The sequence below is a fragment of the Rhizobium sp. K33 genome (assembly GCF_056501445.1).
Genome location: NZ_CP096478.1, coordinates 1,039,090 through 1,061,750 on the forward strand (window position 1 = coordinate 1,039,090; position 22,661 = coordinate 1,061,750).

The following is a 22,661-nucleotide window of genomic DNA, read 5'->3' on the forward strand; positions in this document are numbered from 1 at the left end:
ACGCCGCAGTCCATAAGCAGGCTTCATGTCGCACCGATTGCGATCAGGTGAAGTTTCGGTGACGTCAGCGGTTACCCACAGCCGGCGCGAGCCAGGCCGGCAAGGAGCCGCGATCCTTGCCGGTGACGGCGGCGTCCACACAGGCGGCAAGACCGCCGAAACGCATGGTCCGCCCGGTGAGGCCGGGACCGTAATGGGCGTATTTGCCGGAATTGGTCATGATGATCTCTGCATCGATGGGAATGATCGGCTCGGTCACCATGCACCAGCAGGTGTCGTTGACGAGCGTGACGCCGAAAGCTGCGAGAACCTCAAGGTCGCCTGCGGCCTCGGCTTTGGCCATTTCCGCCCGGCCGCAAGTGACGACGAGCGGCACGCTCGCATGCCGCCTCTTGCCGTGACAGAGATCGGCAAGTGCTGCGAGTTCGGTCGCGGAGAAATGCGGATTGCCCAGCGACACCAGCTGTACATGGCCGGGGTCTGCACCGTTCAATTCGTGCCAGGCCCGCTGAAGGTCGTCGTGGGTGAGTGCAATGGTCGGCAGATCCAGTGCGGCGAAGGCATCCGGGCTCTGCGCTTCCGGAGTGACATCAGCGATATGAAACATCGGTGCCGCCGAGGTGGTGGCGAAGGCTGCCCCGAAGGCCTTTAGCGCGTCAGTGTCAGGGCGGTGCGCGGACACCCCTTCGACAAGCGGAATGGCATCGGGCGAAACTGTTCCGATCAGATAGCCGATGAGCGGCCAGAGACTGTCATCCACGCTCTCAAGCGGTGGCACGGTGACCCGGACTTGCGGCGCGCGCTCCTCGGGCAGATGACAGCCTGCTTTGGGTGCCCGTCCCGTCAGCGCGATCGCGATGTCGAGATAGTCAGGATATTTCATCGTCCGGGCGCCAAGCACGCTGTTGGCATAGACGACGGCATTCGATTCCGCCCAGACGATCTGCTCGTCGCGCGCGGGCCGGTCGTCGAGCAGATAGGGTGCGCAGGTAAAGGTCGGTTGCGCCCCCATCGCCACATAGGCATCGGCCACAGCAGCTGCCGGACGCCCAAGCGCTTCCGCAACACCCTGTGCCTGCCAGCGGCGATGATCGACCGAAATCGCGTTCAGCGTCGTCGGCACCACGACGCGGCCGCCGAGATCCCTAAGCTTTTCGGCAAAGGCGAGGCCGCCGGGACCGGTATAGATGCAGCCGTCGATATGGGCGCGGGTGATGTCGATGAGTTCTGTCGCGCCTTCGAGCGCCGCCATCCGCAGCACGATCCGCATGGCAACGGCAGCCGCTTCGCCCTGCTCGCCTGCGAGAATGGCCTGGTCCGCATCCGTGAGCGCGATGTCAGAGCCAATCTCGGCGATTGCATCGCTGATCCGGATGCGTTTCGCGGTCCGCAGCCCTGCAAATGCCTCTTTCCCGACCGCGACGACCGGGATCGACCGCCCGAACACTTCTTCCGCGACGATGACGCCGAGCGTGATGATTGCCTCGGGATGTTCGAGCACGATCGCGGCCGGACCTTGTCCGTTGAGGATCAGTTCAAGGATGACGCCGCTGCCGGTGCAGGAGCCGCGGCTGGTAGGCAGGACGAGCACGCGGCCTGTCAGTCGTTCGCCGCTCAACGGGTGATGCCGGTCGATGATCTCGCCGGTTACGGCGTCCGCACCGCCCCAGAAGCTGAGCGCCGTATCGGTGAACAACACTTCGCCTTCGGCGGAACCTGAGACGAGCACGCGGCCCTTGATGTCGAGGGTGTCATGGAGGCTGCTCATCATTCCGTCTCCGTAAGCGCCAGGACCGCAAAACTCGCCAGCCAGTGTTCACCCATATAGTCACCAGCCACATGCGCGATCCCGGCTTGGAGATGTCCATGCGCGGCCTCGATCATCACAGGTCGGCGCGGGTCCGTGTCGGGCAAGGTGCCCGCAAGAGAGGCCCAGCACCAGGCGCGGCTGAGGCTCAGGCCATCGAGATGGGCAATCTTGCCATCCGAGCGGTCGGAGACGGAGGCGGGCGCAAACAGCGTGCGCGGCTCACCGGCTGCGATGTCAGGCAGGAAAGCGTCGAACCAGCGGGCGAATTCGGCAGCGGGCAGGAGCCGGCGCATGCATTCCGCCTCGATCAGCGCTGGCGACAGGAAGTCGTCGCCTGATGGTTCGCCCCAGGCGGGGCAGGCGGTATCGGCGTCATACCAGCGCAGAGCCGTGGCCCGCAGCAGAGCGAGTAGGGCCTCGTCTTCAACGGTGTCGGCATAGTCGGCGGCGAGCCTCAGCGCAAAGGCGGTGTTGTAATGCGTGCCCACCCGCACCGGATAGGTGGCAAGCGGCAGAAAGTCCCGGAACCGCTGGGCGATCCGCAGGGTCAGCGGCGACAACGCCTTGGCCCAGGCTGCATTCTCGTGGCCGTGCAACTCGGCGGCAAGCTTCAGCAACCAGCCCCAGCCATAGGGTCGCTCGTAACCGCGCGCCATGGGCCGGTCGAAATAGCCGCATTCGCCGGCGATTTTGTCGGGCACCAGCATCGTGGCGAAGAGATCGCGGATCGCCTGCGCTTCCGGCATCTCGGGATGGAGGCGCGAGAGACGCGCCAGCATCCAGTAGCCATGCACGCAGGAATGCCAGTCGTAGCTGCCGTAGAAGACCGGATGCAGTTCGGATGGCGTCTTCGCATCCTCAGGCCCTTCGAGCCCATGCAGGATGTGATTGGGATATTCGCGGGTGACATGGCCGAGCGCGATCGCCGCAAAGCGTGAGGCAAGCTCGGATGTCAGGCGCGTCGTCATCCCTTGTCCCCCAAGTCCAGCCGGTCGCCCCAGTCGGCCCGGCGGATCTCCTTGAAGGCGTCGCCGTCGCGTTTGCTGAGCATCAGTTCGGCAGCCGTGCCGCCGGTGCGACAGAGCTTGACCCGCCCGACACCGCCATTGACGCGGGGCGGAGCAAGCACCCGGTCGCCGCTGATCGTGACAGGCTCGCGCGAAGCGGCGATGAAGATGTATTTCTCGTCTTCCCACGGCACCTCAGCGCCCTTGGCCATCCGGTGCACCCGCGAACGCGCCACGCGGCGGGAGAAGTGGCACCAGTCGGGTGCCACGATCGGACAGTTTTCCGCATGCATGCAGGGCGCCACCAGATGCGCCCCGAGGGATCGCAGTCTGTCACGGACGGCGAGAATGCGCTGCCATCCGGCCGGTGTGCCCGGCTCGATGATGACGAGCATGCCCTTTGTCAGATCCCAGAGCTTCTCCGTAACGGCTGCGAGGGTCGTCGGCGGCAACTCGTCCAGAACATAAGCGAGCGTTACGAGGTCAGCCGCAGCGAGCGCCGGGAACTTCCCCGTCACGTCACCCGCCTGCCAGTGGCTTTTCACGCTACCGGAGGCGGCGAGCATTTCGCCGACGCTCCGGATCGCGCCGCTCGCTTCCACCATCTCGGCGGATGTCAGGCTGTTCCACGTATCCGCCGCTGCCCAGAGTGCTGTGCCGGGGCCGCAGCCGAGATCGATCAGCGTCTCCGGCTGAAAGTCCGGTGTCGCATCCTCGACCATGGCCAGTGCCGCGCGAACGGCGGCAAAGGTGGCGGGAAGGCGGGTCGCGAGATAGGCCTTGGCGGCCAGCGCATCATCGATATGAAACCGTCCGTCGCGCACTTCGCGGCGGTAGCGATCGGACAGGATCGCGCTTGCCTTGGCGAGCTTTTCGAGCGGTTCGCCCTGAAGCATCTGGTCGACGGCGGAGCGAAGAGGGGCGGGGAGTTCCATCCTGTCCCTCAGCCGCGCCGTGCCGCCCATTCGGGGCGGAGGATGGACATGAGAAAGAAATCCGAACGGCTGCCATCCGGCATCAGCGCTGCCTCGCGCAGCACACCCTCCTGAATGAAGCCGACCTTGTGATAGACGGTCTGCGCTCTCAAATTGCCGCTGACCACGTCGAGCCAGAGGCGATGGGCATTGGTTTCGAGAAAAGCGAAATCAACGGCACCGGTGAGCAGCGGCGTGCCCACGCCCTTTTCCGGGCTGGCGACGGCGATGCGCTTGACGCAGGCATTGCCGTCGCGTCGGTTGAGATCCATCAGAATGACGAAGCCAAGCGGGGTGCCTTCGGCATCCTCGCCGATCAGATAGGCGAAAGCCGGATTGGCGAGCTGCGCCAGATGCTCCTCGACGCCATAGCGACCAATAAACTGGTCATAGCCCGGCTTGCGCTCGGTTTCCATGATGAACGGGATATCGGCCTCCGTTGCACGGCGCAGGACAAGCGCCGGCACGGATCAGAACTCCACCGCTTCGACGCGCTTGTCGACGAAGCGCAGGCCGACGCCGCCGGAGATGAGCTTCAGGGCCAGATCGCCGAACAGCTCCTTGCGCCAGCCCTGCAGCGCTGCCACTTCGGCCTTCTCGCCTTCGGCCGCAATCTTCTCCAGATCGTCGCTGTTGGCGATCACCTTGGAGGCAACGCCGTGCTTTTCGGAGGTGAGACGCAGCAGCACCTTCAGGAGCTCGACGGCAGACTGCGTGCCCTCGGGCGCATGTGTGTGGCGCTGCAGATGCGGCATTTCCGACTTCGGCAGCGCGAGCGCGGCATTCACCTGCTCGAGGATCGCCGCACCCGAGCTCGACCGTTCCCAGCCCTTGGGGATGGTGCGCAGACGACCAAGCGCCTCGGTATCCTTCGGCTGCTGCTGGGCGATCTCGTAAATGGCATCGTCCTTCAGCACGCGCGAACGCGGCACGTTGCGCGAGCGGGCTTCGCGCTCCCGCCAGGCGGCGACATATTGCATGACGGCAAGTTCCGTCGGCTTGCGCAGCCGCATCTTCAGCCGCTGCCAAGCCTGTTCGGGCGGCAGGTCATAGGTCTCGCGGGATTCGAGGATGGCCATCTCTTCGGTCAGCCACTCCGCCCGCCCCTCGGCCTCCAGCTGGCCCTTGAGCTTCAGATAGACGTCGCGCAGATGGGTGACATCGGCCAACGCATAATCGAGCTGCTTTTCGGACAAGGGACGGCGGCTCCAGTCGGTGAAGCGCGAGGTCTTGTCGATATGGACGTTCTTTACCTTCTGCACGAGCTGGTCGTAGGAGACCGAGTCGCCGAAGCCGCAGACCATGGCCGCGACCTGGGTGTCGAAGATCGGATGCGGGATCAGATCGCCGAGGTGAAAGATGATTTCGATGTCCTGGCGGGCTGCATGGAAGACCTTGGTGACGGCCGAATTGGCCATCAGCTCGAAGAAGGGCTTCAGGTCCAGGCCCTTGGCCATGGGATCGACGATATACTCATGCTCCGGGCTCGCCATCTGGATGAGGCAGAGTTCCGGCCAGAAGGTCGTTTCGCGGAGAAATTCCGTGTCGATCGTGATGAAATCGGATTGGGCGAGGAGGCGGCAGGCCTCTTCGAGCGCGGCAGTGGTATCGATCATTTCGGCTCGGTCATGGAAACTACAGGATCAACCTTAGTTTCCCTTCTGGCCTTCCTTGTCAATATGAACGGCCCGGAAAGCCGGCAAGAGCGGGCCTTGCGGGCCCGATCTCCCCTTATTCGTCTGTCGGCGCGCCCTTGAGCACGGCGATATTCTGTTTATGGACCGCCTCGTAGGGCGCGAAATAGCTGAGCGTTGCCACGGCAAGTTCGGGGGCAATGAAGCTTTGCAGGCTTTCTTCCGCAAGAGCCGGATCGTCGAGACGGTCAAGCAGTCGGCTAAGGTAGTCGCGTGTCGCCGTCACCAGCGACGGTGGATAGCCGCCTGATGCGATGACCTGCTCGTCGCCGTGATTGGGCAGGATGCGGGCAAACTCGAGCGCCGCCAGCCGATCGAGTTCGGCGATGTGCCGTGCGGTGTGTTCGGGCTCGGAGATATAGGTGACGCTGTCCTCCAATGTATCGCCGGCCAGCAGCACGCCGAGATGCGGCAGCAGCAGAACGGTGCCATCAGCGCTGTGGATGTCGAACTGCATCAGCGTCACCTGGATGTCGCCGACCTCCAGCACCGTCTCGCCCTCGAAGGTCTCGGTTGGCATGACGACCGGGTTGATCGGCGGATCCTTTTCGGCAAGCACCTTGCGCTTCTCGATCAGCGTGTTTCGCGTCAACTTGTTCGACAGGATGGGGCAGTCGATGAAGCCGGCATTGCCGGCGATATGATCAGTGTGCCAGTGGCTGAGCACGACCCGGATGCGGGTGACGCCGAGGCCGGCAAGATGGCTGCGGATCGCGCGGGCATGGTCGAAGGAGATATGCGTGTCGTAAACCAGCGCCTCCGGGCCGGAGACAATCGCATAGCTCGCAACACCGAGACTGTAGGCGCCATCGTCGAGCCAGTTCGGCCTAGCCGAGTGCAAGCGCTTTCCTTCGATCCGCCCGTCATAATAGGCAAAGACGCCTGGATAGGGCTCGTGGATGCGCATCGTCCCGGCAAGGCTCATGTCATGTCACTCGGAAATAGCCGGTCATGCCGGTCTTCTGATGTTCGATGATGTGGCAATGGAAGACCCAGTCGCCCGGATTGTCGGCCACAAGCGCAAGCTGGACCTTTTCATCCGGCAGCACAAGGTAGGTATCCGAGACGAGCGGTTGGACCTCTCGCTTGTTCGAAGAGATGGCCTTGAAGTTCATGCCATGCAGATGGATCGGATGCGCATGCGGCGTGACATTTTCCACGTTGAGCAGATAGGTCCGGCCGAGCTTCAACTCCGCGATCGGTGCCGTCGGATCCGGCGTGTCGCCCGGATAAGGCACTTTGTTGATCGCCCAGAAGGAATAGCCGAGCGACCCGCAGATGGAATCGCGCGCCGCCGTTTCGGCGGTGGCGCTGAGCAGCAGCGGGATTTCGGTCGCGTCGGAGAGATCCGCGTCGACGCCGGCATTTTCCGCAAGCGACCCGAGATCGCCGAGATCGCGTTTCAGCGACGTGCCGACGGCCCTGAACCGCGCCACCACCTTCGGCGTCGAGGGCCTCACATCTTCGAGCACCATCTCCACGCCCTCGCTGTCGGTGACGCGTACGGCAAGGTCCAGCCGCTGGCCGGGTGAGACGACCGCCATGTCGAGCGCGAAGCGCTCCGGCACCGGATGCCCGTCGATGGCGATGATCTGCGCCTCCGCCCCATTGAAGCGCAGATTGTAGATGCGGGTGACATCCGCCGCGAGGATGCGGACCCGCACGAGACCGCCGGCCGGCACATCATAACGTGGTTCAGGCTGCCAGTTGGCGGTTCTGAGCGTGCCGAAGGTCCCCGTCTTGGCGGCATCGCGCGGCTTGAACTGCTCGATGAACTGGCTGTTGCCGCCCAGCCGGAAATCGCGCAGATTGAGCACCACCTCGCCATCGAAGGCGGGATCGCGCTCGTCTTCCACCACCAGCACGCCGGCAAGTCCGCGACCCATCTGCGTCAGCGTGTTGCAATGCGGGTGATACCAGAAGGTCCCGGCATCCGGCGGCGAGAAGGCATAATCGAAGCGGTCGCCGGTATAGACGTAAGGCTGGGTGACGAAGGGCACGCCGTCCTGATCGTTCGGCAAGCGGATACCGTGCCAGTGGATGGTGGTCGGCTCGTCCAGCCGGTTGGTGAGGCGCGCCTTGAAACCCTCTCCGCGTCTGGCGCGCAGGATCGGCGGGGAGGGATCGCCAGACGTCTGGCCGTTGAGCGCATAGCGCATCACGCCGCGCGTTGCCTGTTTTCCATCAAGCACCACGTCGCCGGTGAGCGCCTCGATTTCCAGCGGGTCAGAGGCTGCAAGCGCCTGGCTGATCCGCGGCATCACGGCAAGACCCGCGCCATAGGCGCCGAGCACGGCGGCGGATTTGAGGAGGGTGCGTCTGGAGATTTGGGGCACGGTCGAAACTCTCGCTGATCCGCCCGTTTTTTAAAGTTGAGATGGCCGATCAGCAATAGCATCATCGGGCCATGCTGTCGCAGGCCTGACGATGATCATCTCAGCCGCCATCCTTCTCGTTGGGCGGCGTGGCGAGCTTGCTGAAGAAGGTCGAGGTGCGCAGCAGGCTGCGGAACCGCATGCGCCGCTTTTCGGTCGGCACCGCGTCGCGGGCCCGGATGCGGGCAAGCGTATAGGCGGCAAAGAAGGTGAGCACGACGATCACATAGGCAAACAGCGCATGCGGCCCGAAGGCATCCATCAGGAAGGACGCAAAGAGGGGCCCGACAACCGCGCCGATCGACCAGAAAAACAGCGTGCCGGCCGAGACCAGCGCATGTTGACCCGGTGCCGCATGGTCGTTGGCATGGGCCGAGCACAGCGAATAGAGCGGCAGGGCAAAGGCGCCGAAGACGAAGATGCCGATGAAATTGGCCAGTTCCCCGTCACCGGCCAGGAAGGCGAGGTAAAGCGCGGCGAGCAAGGCGCCGATCGTCGAGATGAGGATGATGACGCGGCGGTCCAGCTTGTCCGAGTAATGGCCGAGCGGATATTGCAGCACGATGCCGGCGAAGATGCCGATGCTCATGAAGGTGGCGATCGCGGTGACCGACATGCCGATGCCATCCGCATAGATCGGGCCGAGCGAGCGGAAGCTGGAATTGGTGAGCCCGATCACGATGCAGCCGACGGTCGCGAGCGGCGAAACGGACCACAGAACCTTGATGTCGAACTTCACGTCCTTCGGTGGCGCCGGGCTCGACTTGTCGGCAAAGGAGATCGGCACGAGCGACAGCGAAAGCGCCATGGCGATGATGGCGAAGAGATCGAAGCCGGAGACGCCGAAGAGCGGGATCATGTATTGTGCCGCCGTCACCGATCCGAGATCGACGAACCGATAGACGGAAAGCGTGCGCGCCCGGGTGGCATTGGTGACGCGGGCGTTGAGCCAACTCTCGACCACGGCGAAAAGCCCGGCAAAACAGATGCCCTGCACAAGGCGCATCAGGAACCAGGAGATCGGGTCGATCACCAGCACCATCATGATCGAGGCGGCGGAGGCGATGGCCGCGAGCGCCGAGAAGGTCCGGATATGCCCGATCGCCCGCATGATCTTTGTGACATAGACGCAGCCGATCACGAAGCCGATGAAATAGCCGGTGCCGACCATGCCGATGACGGAGGTACTGAAGCCTTCTTCGATGCCGCGCAGCGAAATGAACGTCCCCTGCAATCCGTTGCCGCCGATCAGGATGCCGGCGGTGATGAGCAGGGGAATGAGAGGGCGGATATCATGCATGATGGGCCTGCAGGCCACGGCGAGGGGTCGGTGAGTCGGTGCCGTGTCGGGTCAGAATTCCTAGACCTGTTTGGCCAATGGCGACAGGCCAAAATCGCGGGCCCTCGCGATCCGCCCGGATTTGCCCGTCAGAGGAAGGGCTGCCCCTGGACAGCCTGCACGAAGGTGGCGATCACGACGGCAATTGAGAGCACGGCGCCGAACGCGATGCCGGACCTGGCGAAGCGGGGTGCTACGCGGTCGAAGGCAAGGCCGAGGAGGGGCAGCGCCTGCATGATATGGGTGGCGAAGAAATGCGGCACGCGCAGATCGCCGCCCGTGCGCGACCAGCCGACGAGCGGCAAGCCGCCGAGATCCGTTCTGGCGCCGCCGACCCAGTGGCCGGGGCCGCCGATCTCGCCGCTGCCGAGGGCAAAGGCCGTGATGAGGGTCGCCACGCTGCCGAGCACGAGACCCCAGCCGCCTCCGAGCCTTATGCCCGTGGGCGCAACTGGACTTGGGCGCCGCAGGATATAGAGCCCGATCACCAGGCTTGAGAGAACAAGCAAAGCCGCGCCTGCACCCATCACGCTATAGGCCATGGCCTCGAAGGGGGTCGAGTCGTTGAAATGCGAGGCACGACCGCGCGCCGCCTGCAGCGTGATGTAGAGGATTTCGCCGCTCGCCGTGATGACGGCGACGAGGCTCGCCAGCCAGACACCGCGCCCGGCCCGCGTCCGCTGCTCGATGAGCGGCAGCAGCAGAAGCAGCGTCACCAGCATCAGGGTAAGCGAAGCCTGGAATTTCAGCGGTTTCACCCAGACGCTGATGTCGTTGAGCACGCGCTCGTCGATCAAGAGGGCGATCAGGCTGGGAAGGGCGAGCGCCAGCTGCAATCCGATGCCGACGATCAGCAGGAGGCGGATCCTCTCTTCGGTGACGGCGAAATCCCGCGCCGGTGCCAGTGAAACGCTGTCGTTGAAAAGCATGGTCATGGGTCAGACCTTTCGGGCGGTGAGTGACGCGTCCGTGGCGCGGGTGATGTAGAAAAGCAGTAGGCCAACAGGGCCGAACATGAAGGTGGCGACGAGGATCGGCACCTGCAGCAGCCGGTTCCAGCCGCGCTTGTCGGCCTCGACGGCAATCCAGGTGCCGATGAAGAGATCGAAGGCGAGGTAATGCACCCAGCCCGCCACCAGCACCGGATCGCTCATGAAGAGCGCGCGTACCTCGGCAATCGAGCCGAAGCCACCGCCCTCGACGCGGAAGAAGTAGACGAAGACCAGAACGGCATAGGTCAGCGACAGCGCCCCGATGACGGCAAAGCGGATGAAGGCGATGAGTGCGCCCCAGCGCGGCGCGAGGATCAGCAGCAGCCAGCCGGCCATGGCAGTGCTGCTGGCGAGTGAAAACACGGTAGCGGCGGTCATGCTGATCTCCATCTTGGCGCTGACAAGATCAGGATGAGGTAAAACTTGTCAATGTCAAGATTGATTTTGACGGCAGGTTTTCGAGCGGTTATGAAAGGGGCATGGCAAGACAGAAATCCTACCACCACGGCGACCTGCGCCAGGCCCTGATCGAGAACGGTCTGGCCATGCTCGAGGAGCAGGGGCTGGAGGGCCTGACGCTGCGCAAACTCGCCGCCCGCGTCGGCGTCTCCCATGCGGCCCCCGAACATCATTTCCCGACCATGCGACACCTGATGACCGCCTTCGCGGTTGAGGGTTTCGGTCTCTTCGCCGCCTCCATGCGCTCAGCGATGGCGCAAGCTGCGGACGACCCGGCAGAACAGCTGCGCGCCGCCGCCCGCGGCTATCTCGCCTTTGCCAGGTCCCGCCCGCATCTCTTCCGCCTGATGTTCACGGCCAACCGCCTCGACTGGGACAATCCGGCGCTCGGCCCCCCGGCAAACGCGGCCCACGCCGTGCTCGAGGAAATCTCGTTGCCGGTGGCGAAACGCCTGAACCGCGACACGCCGGAGGGCAGGGCGGCCGTCGAGCAACTCGTCTGGTCCCAGATCCACGGCCATGCCCATCTGATGATCGACGGCAAGCTGCAGCAGGAGGACGGAACTGGCGACGGGCCGTTCGCGGCGCCGCTGGATCTGGCGAGTGTGTTGTTGCCGGGGTGAGGCGCGCGCATCATGCCTTCGTGTCGGTCGTAAGGCGTAAACTTAGCGGTCCCGCAGAAACCGACCGACCTTCAAGTCGGGGCGAGGGGTATCGGCCGTTACAATTCAATACTCGGCCGCGTAGAAGATCGCTGGCTTTACAGCTTTCTGATGGTAAGCTGATCGTCATGATAACTGAAAGTTACTACTGGAAAAAACCGCTGCTGGTTGGAGCCAAGTTCATCAAAAAAAACTTGGTAGCAACAGATATCAGCGAAGCTCAATTCGCGCGGATCGAGCGCGAGATATTCATAGGCTTCTATGCAATCCGCAAGCTATTGGAGGCTGCTGGAAAGGTCAGTGCAGAAACGCGCACCATGAAAGTAGGGCTGACTCGATACGAGAAGCGTGAAGGCCAGCCTATTGTTGATTGGTACAGCCGCAGCGAGTTTTGGGAGTTTTATAACCTAGACAAGCCAGTGCAGGAGTCTCGTGACCTGCTCTACGTGGCGCACCGAATGGTGCACAGTTTCATTTTCATGCTTTCGGGTGAGGATGACAGTTATGGTGCATTTTTCACCAGCGACAGGGACAGAGATATCCGTCTAAACTTTATATCCAAGGACGAGATCGTTCGGGTGTTTGAAACGGTCGGGCAGGACTACCCTGCCGACTTTCATGCATCGCGCGACGAGGTGACCGGTGAAATGACGTGGAGCGTTCCGGCCAAGGAGCCTGCACGCTAATGGGAACGGAAATCAATCTGACGGTCGGCGGTATCTCGCTGTCCTACTCCAAAAATCATATGGGCATCGACTTTGGACATCTGTTTCAAGAGGGCGATCGCACGCGCCGCAAAATGGAGGAGATAGACTACGACTACTATGATGAGAATCCCGACGAGATTGCTGATCTTGAACTGCGGGAGATGGTATTCGCGCGTAGGCTTGACCGAATGGTGCCGCGTCTTGAGCTTTTTAATCATTCGCTCGCCGCAGCGCGTGCGGAGTATGAAGGCGTTGTGGCTGATGCGCTCGAAATGACGTCGTTCAGGAGCCCCCCAGAGGAGCCTTCGCTTCTGTCCTTTGAAGAGTTTTGCGCCCTTGCCTGTCGATATCCGCTTGGCGACTTGAAGGATGCGTATGTCGAGTATGAAACCCCTGATCGTGATGAGGTGGCAAAAGGTCGCTTTGCGGATGATGCAGGCGAGTTCGCCCGGCTGCCCGGCTATTGTTACAACGAACAGTACTATTCGGAAAAGAGCTATCTGTCGGCGAGCCTCTGTGTATTGAGTGCTGAGTCCATGCTGCAGGTGTTTGCTCTGAATCCCGCTAACGCTGATGTCGAGGTTGTTTGGGAATTTGGGCCACTCGCGAGCAATGGCTGGGCAAGCATGGGCGATTTCCAGCCGGGCGCTAGGCGCGTTCAAAAGGTGTTGATCGCGACGGAGGGAGCATCAGACGCGCGAATAATCAAACGCGCGTTGGAGGTCCTGCGACCTGACGTGGCTGACTTCTTTAACTTCATCGACGTTGACGAGCGCCATCATTTTTGGGGTGCCGGCAATCTTGTGAGGTTCGCAGAGGGGCTCTTACGTATCGACATACAAAACAAGGTGCTTTTCGTTTTTGACAATGATGCTGAGGGAGTGGATGCTTACCGCAAGCTAGCTGCACTCAATCTGCCTGCGAACATGCGCTCGATGCTTCTGCCTGATCTTGAAGCTTTCGCCAGCTTTCCTGCGCGTGGACCAGAAGGCGTCAACTTGGCTGACATCAACGGACGCGCAGCTGCGATCGAGTGTTATCTCGATCTTGATCTGCCTGCTTTTGGCCCAGCGCAAGTGCTTTGGAGCAACTATAAAAAGGAGGTCAATGCGTGGCACGGCGCGTTGGAGTTTAAGGAGTCTTACCAGCGGCATTTCTACGATCAGCGCGATGAAGCGCTTCGCAACGGCCCATACCAATCTTCCAAGCTTTTAAGACTGCTAGACAACTTGATTGTGGAAGCGAGTTTGGTTTCATCCGCTACGTAGTGTTGGGGCTACCTAATTGTGTAGACGCTGCCTATCGAGTTCGGCTGGCGCCGACGGCAGCTACGGTATGGTGGTTACCTGAAGGAGCCGTTCCCCCGCGCGGCACAACCAACCTCACGCTTGGCCCACCACGTCCCGCCAAATCCACACTACCCAACGCCCCACACCACCCAGCCTTGACAAATCAGCCACACCATGCGCTTTTCCGCCCGATTTTTCTATCGGTCGCGCGCCTCCTCTGACGGTGCCTTTTCGACCGTCACATTCGGGATACCTGATCATGCATCGTTACCGCAGCCACACCTGTGCCGCTCTTCGCAAGTCCGACGTCGGATCGACCGTTCGCCTGTCGGGCTGGGTCCATCGCGTTCGTGACCATGGCGGCGTGCTCTTCATCGACCTGCGCGATCATTATGGCATCACCCAGGTCGTGGCCGATCCGGATAGCCCGGCCTTCAAGCTGGCCGAGACCGTGCGCGGCGAATGGGTCATCCGCATCGACGGCCTGGTCAAGGCTCGCACGGAAGACACCGTCAACAAGAACATGCCGACCGGCGAGATCGAGCTTTACGCTCAGGAAATCGAGGTTCTCTCGGCTGCCAAGGAACTGCCGCTGCCGGTCTTCGGCGAGCCGGATTATCCGGAAGACGTACGCCTGAAGTACCGCTTCCTCGATCTGCGCCGCGACACGCTGCACAAGAACATCGTCAAGCGCACCCAGATCATCTCCGCCATGCGCACCGGCATGGCCGAAGCCGGCTTTGCCGAATACACGACCCCGATCCTGACGGCCTCGTCGCCGGAAGGCGCGCGTGACTTCCTCGTGCCGAGCCGCATCCATGAAGGCAAGTTCTTTGCGCTGCCCCAGGCGCCGCAGCAGTACAAGCAGCTGTTGATGGTGGCCGGTTTCGACCGCTACTTCCAGATCGCCCCCTGCTTCCGCGATGAAGATCCGCGCGCGGACCGTCTGCCGGGCGAATTCTACCAGCTCGACGTCGAAATGAGCTTCGTCACCCAGGAAGACATTTGGGCGACGATGGAGCCGATGATGACTGATGTCTTCGAGCAGTTCGCCGAAGGCAAGCCGGTTACCAAGGAGTGGCCGCGCATCCCCTATGACGTCGCGATCCGCAAGTATGGTTCCGACAAGCCCGATCTGCGCAACCCGATCGTCATGGAAGGCGTCACCGACCACTTCCGTGATTCAGGCTTCAAGGTCTTCGCCAACATGATCGCCTCGAACCCGAAGGTCGAAGTCTGGGCCATTCCGGCCAAGACCGGTGGCTCGCGCGCCTTCTGCGACCGCATGAACGCCTGGGCGCAGTCGACCGGCCAGCCGGGCCTCGGCTACATCTTCTGGAAGGAAGAGGACGGCAAGATCGCCGGCTCCGGCCCGCTTGCCAAAAACATTGGCGAAGAGCGCACCGAAGCGATCCGCACCCAGCTCGGTCTGGAAGCGGGCGATGCCTGCTTCTTCGTCGCTGGCGACCCGGCCAAGTTCTACAAGTTTGCCGGTGAAGCCCGCACCCGCGCCGGCGAGGAGCTGAACCTCGTCGATCGCGACCGTTTCGAAATGTGCTGGATCGTCGACTTCCCGTTCTACGAATACAACGAGGACGAAAAGAAGATCGACTTCGCCCACAATCCCTTCTCGATGCCGCAGGGCGGCCTGGAGGCCCTCGAAACGCAGGATCCGCTGTCGCTCAAGGCCTATCAGTATGACGCGGTCTGCAACGGCTTCGAAATCGCCTCGGGCTCGATCCGTAACCAGTCGCCGGAACTGATGGTCAAGGCGTTCGAGCTGGTCGGCCTGTCGAAGGACGACGTCGAAGAGCGCTTCGGCGGCATGTACCGCGCCTTCCAGTACGGCGCGCCCCCGCATGGCGGCTGCGCCTTCGGCATCGACCGCGTGGTCATGCTGCTCGTCGGTGCGAAGAACCTGCGCGAGATCTCGCTCTTCCCGATGAACCAGCAGGCCCAGGACTTGCTGATGAACGCGCCGTCGCCGGCCACCCCGACGCAGCTGCGCGAACTGGCGCTCCGCGTCGTGCCGCAGCCGAAGAAGGACTGATACCGGTCTCCAAGCGCGAGATTGGAATAGGCGCCGCTTCCCAGCGGCGCCTTTTTTCATGCCTTGTTCGAACTGTGCCTGAAAGTCACCCCCAAGGTTGGGGAGAGGCGCTTCATTTCGTCAAACTGTCATCCTCGGTTCAGGTCTTGTTAAGGGCCGCGCGGCATCAACGATGCAAAGATGCAAACCCACCGGATGTGTTATGAAGTTTATCCTGCGTTTCGGCATTACACACCGCGTCTTCGTACTGGGGCTTTTGGCCCTTGTCGGCGTGACTGTGATGGCAATTCTTTCCTATGCACAGATCCAGGCAGACAAGGCTTTCAGGGCTGACGAAGCGCAGTACCAGGATTTTCGCCGCTCCGTCGATATCATCGATACCCAGATACAGCGCGCCGCAATCTCCGCTGAACGCTTTCTGGCGCAACCGTCTGCAGAGGCAGCAGGTCCGTTTCGACAAGCCGTTTTGGAAGCGTCCGAGGCTCTTGGGTCCCTTGGGCAATCTCTTGCCGACAGGGGACTGTCTGGAAATGACGAGCTCAAAGATCGGATGAACTCTTACGCCGATGCGTTCGAGGTGCTCTTCGCGGCCACCGAGCAGCTTGGCTTCACCCCGGTTACGGGGCTGAGAGGCGCAATGCAGTCAGCCGTCGACAAGGTCGAGAAGCTCACACTCGATGTCGAAAATGCCGAACTCAGAGCGAGCATGCTGACCCTGAGAAAGCACGAGAAGGATTTCATGCTCTGGCAGCAGGCAGCGACGCTCGACGCGTTTCAAAGCGAACTGCCAAACTTCAAGGCGCATCTGAAGAAGACCTATCCTCCGGGACCGCAGAGGATGAAGGTAACCGAGGCGCTCGATATGTATGTGATCGCTTTCCGCCTTTTCGCCGAGGGAAGCCTGAAGGTGGTGGAGGCGCGCCAGTCTCTGACGATCGCCGGTGCCGATGTCGAGCAAGGATTGCAGTCGCTGGTCGCGTCGATAAATGACGCCCTCACCAAAGCACAGGTGGAGAGCGAAACGGTTCGGGCCGCAAACCAGGAGGTTGCCATCATCACCGTGGCAGGTGTGGCCACATTGATCCTGTTCACAGTCTGGCTGGTTGGGCGCTCGATCAGCCGCCCGGTAAAGTCGATCACGGACGCCATGCGTAAACTCGCAGAGGGCAACACCGCCCATTCGGTCGCCCATCTCGACCAGCCAAACGAGATCGGTGCCATGGTGCGTGCCATCGAGGTGTTTCGCCGTTCGGCAATCGAGCGCTTGCAACTGGAGCGGGAGGCTGAGCAGGCGCGTACAGAAGCGGCAGCCGAGCGCATCCGCTTGCAAGAGGAAGCGGAGATCCACGCCAGAGAGCGCCTCGAACAAGCCACTGCCGGACTGGCTGAAGGGCTGCGCCGCCTGGCTGCTGGCGATCTGACAGTTCAGCTTGACGAGGTGTTCTCCGCCGAGTTCGAGGGCTTGAGGTCCGACCTTAATCGCACCGTTGCAGGTCTGCGCGAATTGATGGGCGGGATTGATTCCGTCAGCCAGGCTATCGATACCGGCAGCCGGGCGATCAATGTGGAGGCGATGCAGCTCGCAGAGCGCAGCATGAGGCAGGCGGCCACGCTCGAAGAGACTTCAGCGGCGCTCGACCAGATTGCTCAGAACGTCCAGCAATCTGCCCGACTGAGCAATGATGCACGAGACGCGGTGCGAACAGTCAGCGCAAGCATGGACAAAACGGGCAGTCTGGTGATCGATGCCGTCGAAGCGATGGCCCGGATCGAAGAATCATCCCGGAGCATTGGTAGCATCATCGGGGTGATCGATGAGATTGCGTTCCAGACCAACCTGCTGGCATTGAATGCCGGCGTTGAGGCTGCCCGAGCGGGAGAAGCAGGCAAGGGGTTTGCGGTCGTGGCGCATGAAGTTCGCGAATTGGCGCAGCGCTCGGCCAACGCGGCGAAGGAGATCAAAAGCCTCGTTGACCGATCCGGCAAGGAAGTTGCTGGTGGAGCGCATTTTGTGCGCGAAACCGGCTCGGCTCTTGTCGAGATTGAGCGGGAGGTTCAAGCGATCCAGCGGTACATGGAAAGCATCGCGTCGTCCGCAAGTGACCAGAGTGCCGGGATCAGCAACGTGAATCATGCCGTGGCAGGCATGGACCAGACGACCCAGCAGAACTCCGCTCTTGTGGAGCGCAACCAGATGGCTGTTGCCGGTCTTGAAGATCAGGCATCCCGCTTGCGTGCTCTCCTCGGCAGATTCCGGTTGTCCACTTCTAGAGAGGCTGTCCGGCCCCACCTTGGGACTGAAGAGCACCGCGCTGCTTGAGTTTCGGCTTTTTGCAAAGAGCAAGACCGCCTAAAGAGCGGTCTTGCTCATTTAGGCTTAGTCGTTCGCCGTCACCTTCAAGCCGATCAGGCCCGGAATGGTTTCCGGGGCGCCCATGGCAGCGCCCATGATCATCGGGAAGGCGACTGGATTGGCCGGTGCGGCCGCGATCGTCAGCGCCTTCGGGTCGTCGATATAGGTGTTCACGGCGGCAGAGATCTCGTTCTGGATCGCGCCGAGCTTGGCCTGTGCGAGCAGGATCGGAACCATGCCCTTGACCATCTGAGCCATCTGGGCGCCGTCCGCTCCATTGCTCTTGCCGGCAAAGTCGAGGCCGCGCTTGGTGATGCCGGCATCTTCGAAGCGGATCTGGGCGTCGACCAGCGAAAGCTGCTGCACGAGGCCGAGCATGGCAAGGCCGGCGGCCTGCTGCGCCTGCTCGTTCTGCGGCTGTGCCTGCATCATGCGGGCCTGTTCCTGCATCTGCTTGACGAGGTCGAGCGTGTAGCCGGACATCGAGAAGGCAAGCGACAGCTTGCCGACATTGGCGAAATCGATCGAATAGTCTTCGATGTCGATCGTGCCGCTTTCGACTTCCCAGCTGCCGGACATGTTCATGTTGCCGTCGAGCGTGGTAAGGCCGAGTGCTTCGATCTGTTCCTTGGCCTTCGGATCCTCGACGGTGCTGAGATCCGCCTTCACGCCGGTGACGGAGCCCTCGAAGGTGATCGTGGTCTCGTCTTCGGAGAGGCCCATGGTGCCGACGGCTTCCGCCATCGAGAAGACCTGCTTGCCGTCGACGGTCACGTTGACGTGGCCGCTATGGGCCTCTTCGTAGAACATCAGCGAATCGATGCCTTCGGCATTCGCATCGCCCGGGACATAGACGCCGGAGAGATAGAGATCCTCGACCTTGAAGGTCGACTTGTCCTCGGTGACGTTGACCTCGGGGAAGTCGACGCGTTCGATGTAATAGGCGCCGCCCTCTTCCTCGGTCACGCCTTCCAGCGTCAGTTCTTCGAGCGCGAGCGGCTTTTCGGCTGCATCGCCGTCCACGCCAAGCTTCAGGCCCCTCAAGATGACGTTAGAGCCATCCACTTCGACATTGTCGGCCGTGATGCTGGTGCCACCCGTTGCGAAAGCCGCATTGATCTTCTTCAACAAATCCTGTCCGTCCAGCGCGAGCGCCGGGCCGGAGAATGCGCAAAGCGCCGCGCCCGCGAGCAGAATTCGGGTGGAACGGTACAAGGTCATGATGAGGTCCTCTGTTGCTGTTGGCCGCCTGCAGCGTGCCCAAAAGGTCGGCAATATTTATAAGTGGGATTGGAAAAACGTCCACCGGTTTTCGCCATAGACTGGTGCAGCGCGAACGTGGCGTGATGACGGTCACAGGCTCTTAATCCACAGGCAGAACGCCCGGATTCCTTGCCGTTCCGGACCATCTCCGCTAGGCAGGGACCCATGGGGACAAATCAGCTTCCGCCCGAAGAGGGTGGCGACAACATTCTTCCGGTCGACCTGAAGGCGGCGCTCGAAGAGCGCTACCTCGCCTATGCCTTGTCGACGATCATGCATCGCGCATTGCCGGACGTCCGCGACGGGCTGAAGCCGGTGCATCGCCGCATCATCCATGCGATGAGCGAAATGGGCATCCGGCCGAACTCGGCCTTCAAGAAATGCGCCCGTATCGTCGGTGACGTCATCGGTAAGTTCCACCCGCATGGCGACCAGTCGGTCTATGATGCGCTGGTGCGTCTCGCGCAGGACTTCTCGCAGCGTTACCCGGTCGTGGACGGGCAGGGGAACTTCGGCAATATCGACGGCGACAGTGCGGCCGCCTATCGTTACACCGAAGCCCGCATGACCGATGTGGCAGCCCTGCTGCTCGAAGGTATCGATCAGGACGCCGTCGACTTCCGTCCGACCTATAACGAAGAAGACGACGAGCCGACAGTCCTGCCGGGCGCCTTCCCGAACCTGCTCGCCAACGGCGCCTCCGGCATCGCGGTCGGCATGGCGACCTCCATCCCGCCGCACAATGCCCATGAGCTCTGCGATGCGGCCCTCTATCTGATCAAGAACCCCGGCGCGCCCGTCGAGGAACTGCTGGCAGATCCCGCCCATCCGGAACGCGGCGGCATTGAGGGACCGGACTTCCCGACCGGCGGCGTGATCGTCGAAAGCCGCGCCTCGATGCTCGAGACCTACCGCACCGGTCGCGGTGGTTTCCGTGTGCGTGCCAAGTGGGAGACCGAGGATCTCGGCCGCGGCGGATATCAGATCATCGTCACCCAGATCCCCTTCCAGGTGCAGAAGTCGCGCCTGATCGAGAAGATCGCCGAACTCCTGGTCGCGCGTCGCCTGCCATTGCTCGAAGATATCAGGGACGAAAGCGCCGAAGACGTGCGCATCGTGCTGGTACCGAAGAGCCGCACGGTCGACGCGACCCTGTTGATGGAATCGCTCTTCAAGCTCACCGAGCTCGAAAGCCGTGTTCCGCTGAACATGAACGTGCTCTCGCAGGGCAAGGTGCCGAAGGTCATGGCCCTCAACGAGGTGCTAACCGAGTGGCTGGAGCACCGCAAGGACGTGCTCGTCCGTCGTTCGAAGTTCAGGCTCGCCGCGATCGACCGGCGCCTCGAAATCCTCGGCGGCCTGCTGATCGCCTATCTCAACCTCGACGAGGTGATCCGCATCATCCGCGAGGAGGACGAGCCGAAGCCGGTGATGATCGCCAAATGGGATCTGACCGACATCCAGGCGGAAGCCATTCTCAACATGCGCCTGCGCAATCTGCGCAAGCTCGAGGAATTCGAGATCCGCAAGGAGCATGAGGAACTGTCCGCCGAAAAGGCCGAGATCGAATCCCTGCTCGCCTCGCCGGAAAAGCAGTGGCAGACCGTCGCCTGGGAAATCGGCGAGGTGAAGAAGAAATACGCCAAGGCGACAGAACTTGGCCGCCGCCGCACCGTCTTCGCCGATGCGCCTGACGCCGATGTCGAGGCAATCCAGCAGGCGATGATCGAGAAGGAACCGATCACCGTCGTCATCTCCGAAAAGGGCTGGATCCGCGCGCTGAAGGGGCATATCTCCGACACCTCGTCGCTGACCTTCAAGGAAGGCGATGCGCTGAAGGTCGCTTTCCCGGCCCAGACGACCGACAAGATCCTGCTCGTGACGACGGGTGGCAAGGTCTACACACTCGGCGGTGATAAGCTGCCCGGTGGTCGTGGCCATGGCGAACCGCTGCGCATCATGGTCGACATGGAAAACGACCAGGACGTGCTGACCGCCTTCGTCCATGACGCAAGCCGCAAGCTGATCTTCGTCTCGACCGCCGGCAATGGCTTCATCGTGCCGGAGGGCGAGGTTGTCGCCAACACCCGCAAGGGCAAGCAGGTGATGAATGTCGGCATGCCGGACGAAGCCAAGCTCGTTGTGCCCGTGAGCGGCGACCATGTCGCTGTGGTCGGCGAGAACCGCAAGCTGCTCGTCTTCCCGCTCGCCCAGATCCCGGAAATGACCCGCGGCAAGGGCGTGCGCCTGCAGCGCTATAAGGATGGCGGCATCTCGGACGTGAAGTTCTTCACGCTGGCAGACGGCCTGACCTGGGCCGACAGCGCCGGCCGCACCTTCACGAAGACCAAGGAAGAACTGGTCGAATGGCAGGGTGATCGCGCCTCGGCGGGCCGCCTGGTGCCGAAGGGCTTCCCACGCAGCGGCAAATTCTCGGGCTGATCCCGAGACCCCCCAAAGAACGAAGCCGGTCGGATCGCGGCCGGCTTTTTTTCTCGTCAGCCGCGTTCCCAGATCGACCAGACGCCCATGAGCGTCGCCGCATTGCCGAGGATGAAGTGCGAAACGATCGGCCCGGCAAGGTTCCGATACTTCAGATGCAGCCAGCCCCAGACGATGCCGGAGACGAGTGCCACGACCGCAAGCGACTGGGAATAGTGGAGATGGAGCGTCGAGAAGATCAGTGACGTGATCACGATCGCCGACATCGGGCGCGTCTTGCCCGGCATCAGATCGGCAATCGCCGTCAGGAGCACGCCACGACAGATCCATTCCTGCAGGGGCGCGACGAGGATGTAGGTGTAGACCGTGATCGTCACCAGCTTCGGATCGATGATCGGCGTGCCAACAAGTTCCGGATAGAGGATCGTGCGGAAATAGGCCATCGCGGCGAGCGCGACGACGCTGATGCCGAGCCCCATACCGATCGACTGCCAGAGGTTTCCCATCCGGATACCCATGTCCTGCCGGGTGAGGCCGCAGCGCACGGTCAATCCCCAGATGACGAATGCGCCCCAGATCTCCATGACCCGCGACGTCCAGAACATCACCTGTTCTTGGTGCGAGACTTTCAGATGCGTCAGGATGATGCTGTTCACCAGGGCATAGATGTTGATCATCAGCACCATGGTGACGAAGAGGAAAGCGAGCGCATGATAGCGGCGATCGGCGTCTTCGAGTGCGACGAACTGCTGGCGGAGCTTGCCGTAGCTCGCAGAGAGTTGCGCATAGATCTTGCGGAAGAAGAGGGTGGCAAGCTCCGGGCGGTCGCTCAGGAATTCGCGATAGTCCGACCGGTCGATCTTCCAGCCGCGAACCGGTGTGAGGGCCCGTGCCGAGGCACTGCGCGGATCGCCGCTGATCATGCCGAGTTCGCCGATCAGGCTCCCTTCACCGGAAACGGCAAGCACAGTGCCGCTGCCTTCGTCATAGACCTCAACCTCGCCACTCGCGATAAGGATCGCAAAGTCGCTCTCATCGCTCTTGCGGAAGATGACCTCGTTTTCCGCATAATGCACGGCCTCGACATGGCTGCGGAAGGCATCGAGGTAATCATCGCTGACGCGGATGCTGGTGTGCTTGAGAAGTGTTCTGGAAAAATCCTGGCCTTGAGCCAGGTCCACCGCTTCGACAGTGCTCATATGCGGATCCGCCCTTGATGATTTGGCCGGATACTACTGTTTTCGC

At 61.9% G+C, this 22,661-nt stretch carries 18 protein-coding genes; 6 read left to right on the plus strand and 12 right to left on the minus strand.

All coding sequences use genetic code 11. The features are described from left to right. Positions 1 to 64: 64 nt before the first annotated feature. The 10 genes from lhpI to M1E12_RS05185 form a co-directional block, all read right to left on the minus strand. The gene (gene lhpI, locus M1E12_RS05140; protein ID WP_479564831.1) at positions 65 to 1,768 is read right to left on the minus strand and encodes a cis-3-hydroxy-L-proline dehydratase; all 1,704 of its coding nucleotides are present in this window, start codon (positions 1,766 to 1,768) and stop codon (positions 65 to 67) included. Next, positions 1,768 to 2,778 (minus strand): DUF2891 domain-containing protein, encoded by a 1,011-nt coding sequence (locus M1E12_RS05145; RefSeq protein ID WP_479563978.1) that lies wholly within the window; start codon positions 2,776 to 2,778, stop codon positions 1,768 to 1,770. The genes lhpI and M1E12_RS05145 overlap by 1 nt, the downstream gene beginning before the upstream one ends. Further along, complete coding sequence (locus M1E12_RS05150) at positions 2,775 to 3,752, minus strand: small ribosomal subunit Rsm22 family protein (protein ID WP_479563979.1); 978 nt, start codon at positions 3,750 to 3,752, stop codon at positions 2,775 to 2,777. Before M1E12_RS05150 ends, M1E12_RS05145 begins: the two co-directional genes overlap by 4 nt. 8 nt (positions 3,753 to 3,760) lie before the next feature. Then, a complete protein-coding gene (locus M1E12_RS05155; protein WP_479563980.1) occupies positions 3,761 to 4,258 on the minus strand; it encodes a GNAT family N-acetyltransferase in 498 nt (165 codons plus the stop codon). 3 nt (positions 4,259 to 4,261) lie between these two features. Next, complete coding sequence (gene rnd, locus M1E12_RS05160) at positions 4,262 to 5,407, minus strand: ribonuclease D (protein ID WP_479563981.1); 1,146 nt, start codon at positions 5,405 to 5,407, stop codon at positions 4,262 to 4,264. Between the two features lie 115 nt (positions 5,408 to 5,522). Then, a complete protein-coding gene (locus tag M1E12_RS05165; protein ID WP_479563982.1) occupies positions 5,523 to 6,410 on the minus strand; it encodes an MBL fold metallo-hydrolase in 888 nt (295 codons plus the stop codon). Position 6,411: 1 nt separating this feature from the next. Further along, on the minus strand, positions 6,412 to 7,821 hold the full coding sequence (locus M1E12_RS05170) for a multicopper oxidase family protein (RefSeq protein ID WP_479563983.1): 1,410 nt from the start codon (positions 7,819 to 7,821) through the stop codon (positions 6,412 to 6,414). Between the two features lie 100 nt (positions 7,822 to 7,921). After that, positions 7,922 to 9,160, minus strand: coding sequence for an MFS transporter (locus M1E12_RS05175; RefSeq protein ID WP_136538888.1), 1,239 nt, complete (start codon positions 9,158 to 9,160; stop codon positions 7,922 to 7,924). A gap of 128 nt (positions 9,161 to 9,288) precedes the next feature. Continuing rightward, positions 9,289 to 10,134 (minus strand): hypothetical protein, encoded by an 846-nt coding sequence (locus M1E12_RS05180; protein WP_479563984.1) that lies wholly within the window; start codon positions 10,132 to 10,134, stop codon positions 9,289 to 9,291. A gap of 3 nt (positions 10,135 to 10,137) precedes the next feature. Continuing rightward, positions 10,138 to 10,569: an ABA4-like family protein gene (locus M1E12_RS05185; protein WP_479563985.1), complete on the minus strand. Its 432-nt coding sequence runs from the start codon at positions 10,567 to 10,569 to the stop codon at positions 10,138 to 10,140. A gap of 101 nt (positions 10,570 to 10,670) precedes the next feature. Here M1E12_RS05185 and M1E12_RS05190 point away from each other — a divergent pair, with 101 nt between their 5' ends. From M1E12_RS05190 to M1E12_RS05210, 5 genes are all read left to right on the plus strand, one after another. Further along, positions 10,671 to 11,273 carry a TetR/AcrR family transcriptional regulator gene (locus M1E12_RS05190; protein ID WP_479563986.1) on the plus strand — a complete coding sequence of 201 codons (603 nt, stop codon included), beginning with the start codon at positions 10,671 to 10,673 and terminating at the stop codon, positions 11,271 to 11,273. A 167-nt stretch (positions 11,274 to 11,440) separates the two neighbouring features. Then, complete coding sequence (locus tag M1E12_RS05195; RefSeq protein WP_479563987.1) at positions 11,441 to 11,998, plus strand: hypothetical protein; 558 nt, start codon at positions 11,441 to 11,443, stop codon at positions 11,996 to 11,998. Then, complete coding sequence (locus tag M1E12_RS05200) at positions 11,998 to 13,287, plus strand: HEPN/Toprim-associated domain-containing protein (RefSeq protein ID WP_479563988.1); 1,290 nt, start codon at positions 11,998 to 12,000, stop codon at positions 13,285 to 13,287. The genes M1E12_RS05195 and M1E12_RS05200 overlap by 1 nt, the downstream gene beginning before the upstream one ends. 280 nt (positions 13,288 to 13,567) lie before the next feature. Beyond that, the gene (gene aspS, locus M1E12_RS05205; protein WP_479563989.1) at positions 13,568 to 15,358 is read left to right on the plus strand and encodes an aspartate--tRNA ligase; all 1,791 of its coding nucleotides are present in this window, start codon (positions 13,568 to 13,570) and stop codon (positions 15,356 to 15,358) included. Positions 15,359 to 15,560: 202 nt separating this feature from the next. Next, positions 15,561 to 17,678, plus strand: coding sequence for a methyl-accepting chemotaxis protein (locus M1E12_RS05210; protein WP_479563990.1), 2,118 nt, complete (start codon positions 15,561 to 15,563; stop codon positions 17,676 to 17,678). 57 nt (positions 17,679 to 17,735) lie between these two features. On the opposite strand, the gene M1E12_RS05215 is transcribed toward M1E12_RS05210, so the two are convergent. After that, entirely contained in the window at positions 17,736 to 18,932 is a 1,197-nt protein-coding gene (locus M1E12_RS05215; RefSeq protein WP_479563991.1) for a hypothetical protein, read from the minus strand. Between the two features lie 207 nt (positions 18,933 to 19,139). Between M1E12_RS05215 and parC the strand changes: the two genes are divergently transcribed. After that, complete coding sequence (gene parC / locus M1E12_RS05220; RefSeq protein WP_479563992.1) at positions 19,140 to 21,416, plus strand: DNA topoisomerase IV subunit A; 2,277 nt, start codon at positions 19,140 to 19,142, stop codon at positions 21,414 to 21,416. Between the two features lie 56 nt (positions 21,417 to 21,472). Here the strand turns inward: parC and M1E12_RS05225 are convergent, their stop codons facing one another. After that, positions 21,473 to 22,615 carry a cyclic nucleotide-binding domain-containing protein gene (locus M1E12_RS05225; RefSeq protein ID WP_479563993.1) on the minus strand — a complete coding sequence of 381 codons (1,143 nt, stop codon included), beginning with the start codon at positions 22,613 to 22,615 and terminating at the stop codon, positions 21,473 to 21,475. Positions 22,616 to 22,661 lie beyond the last annotated feature (46 nt).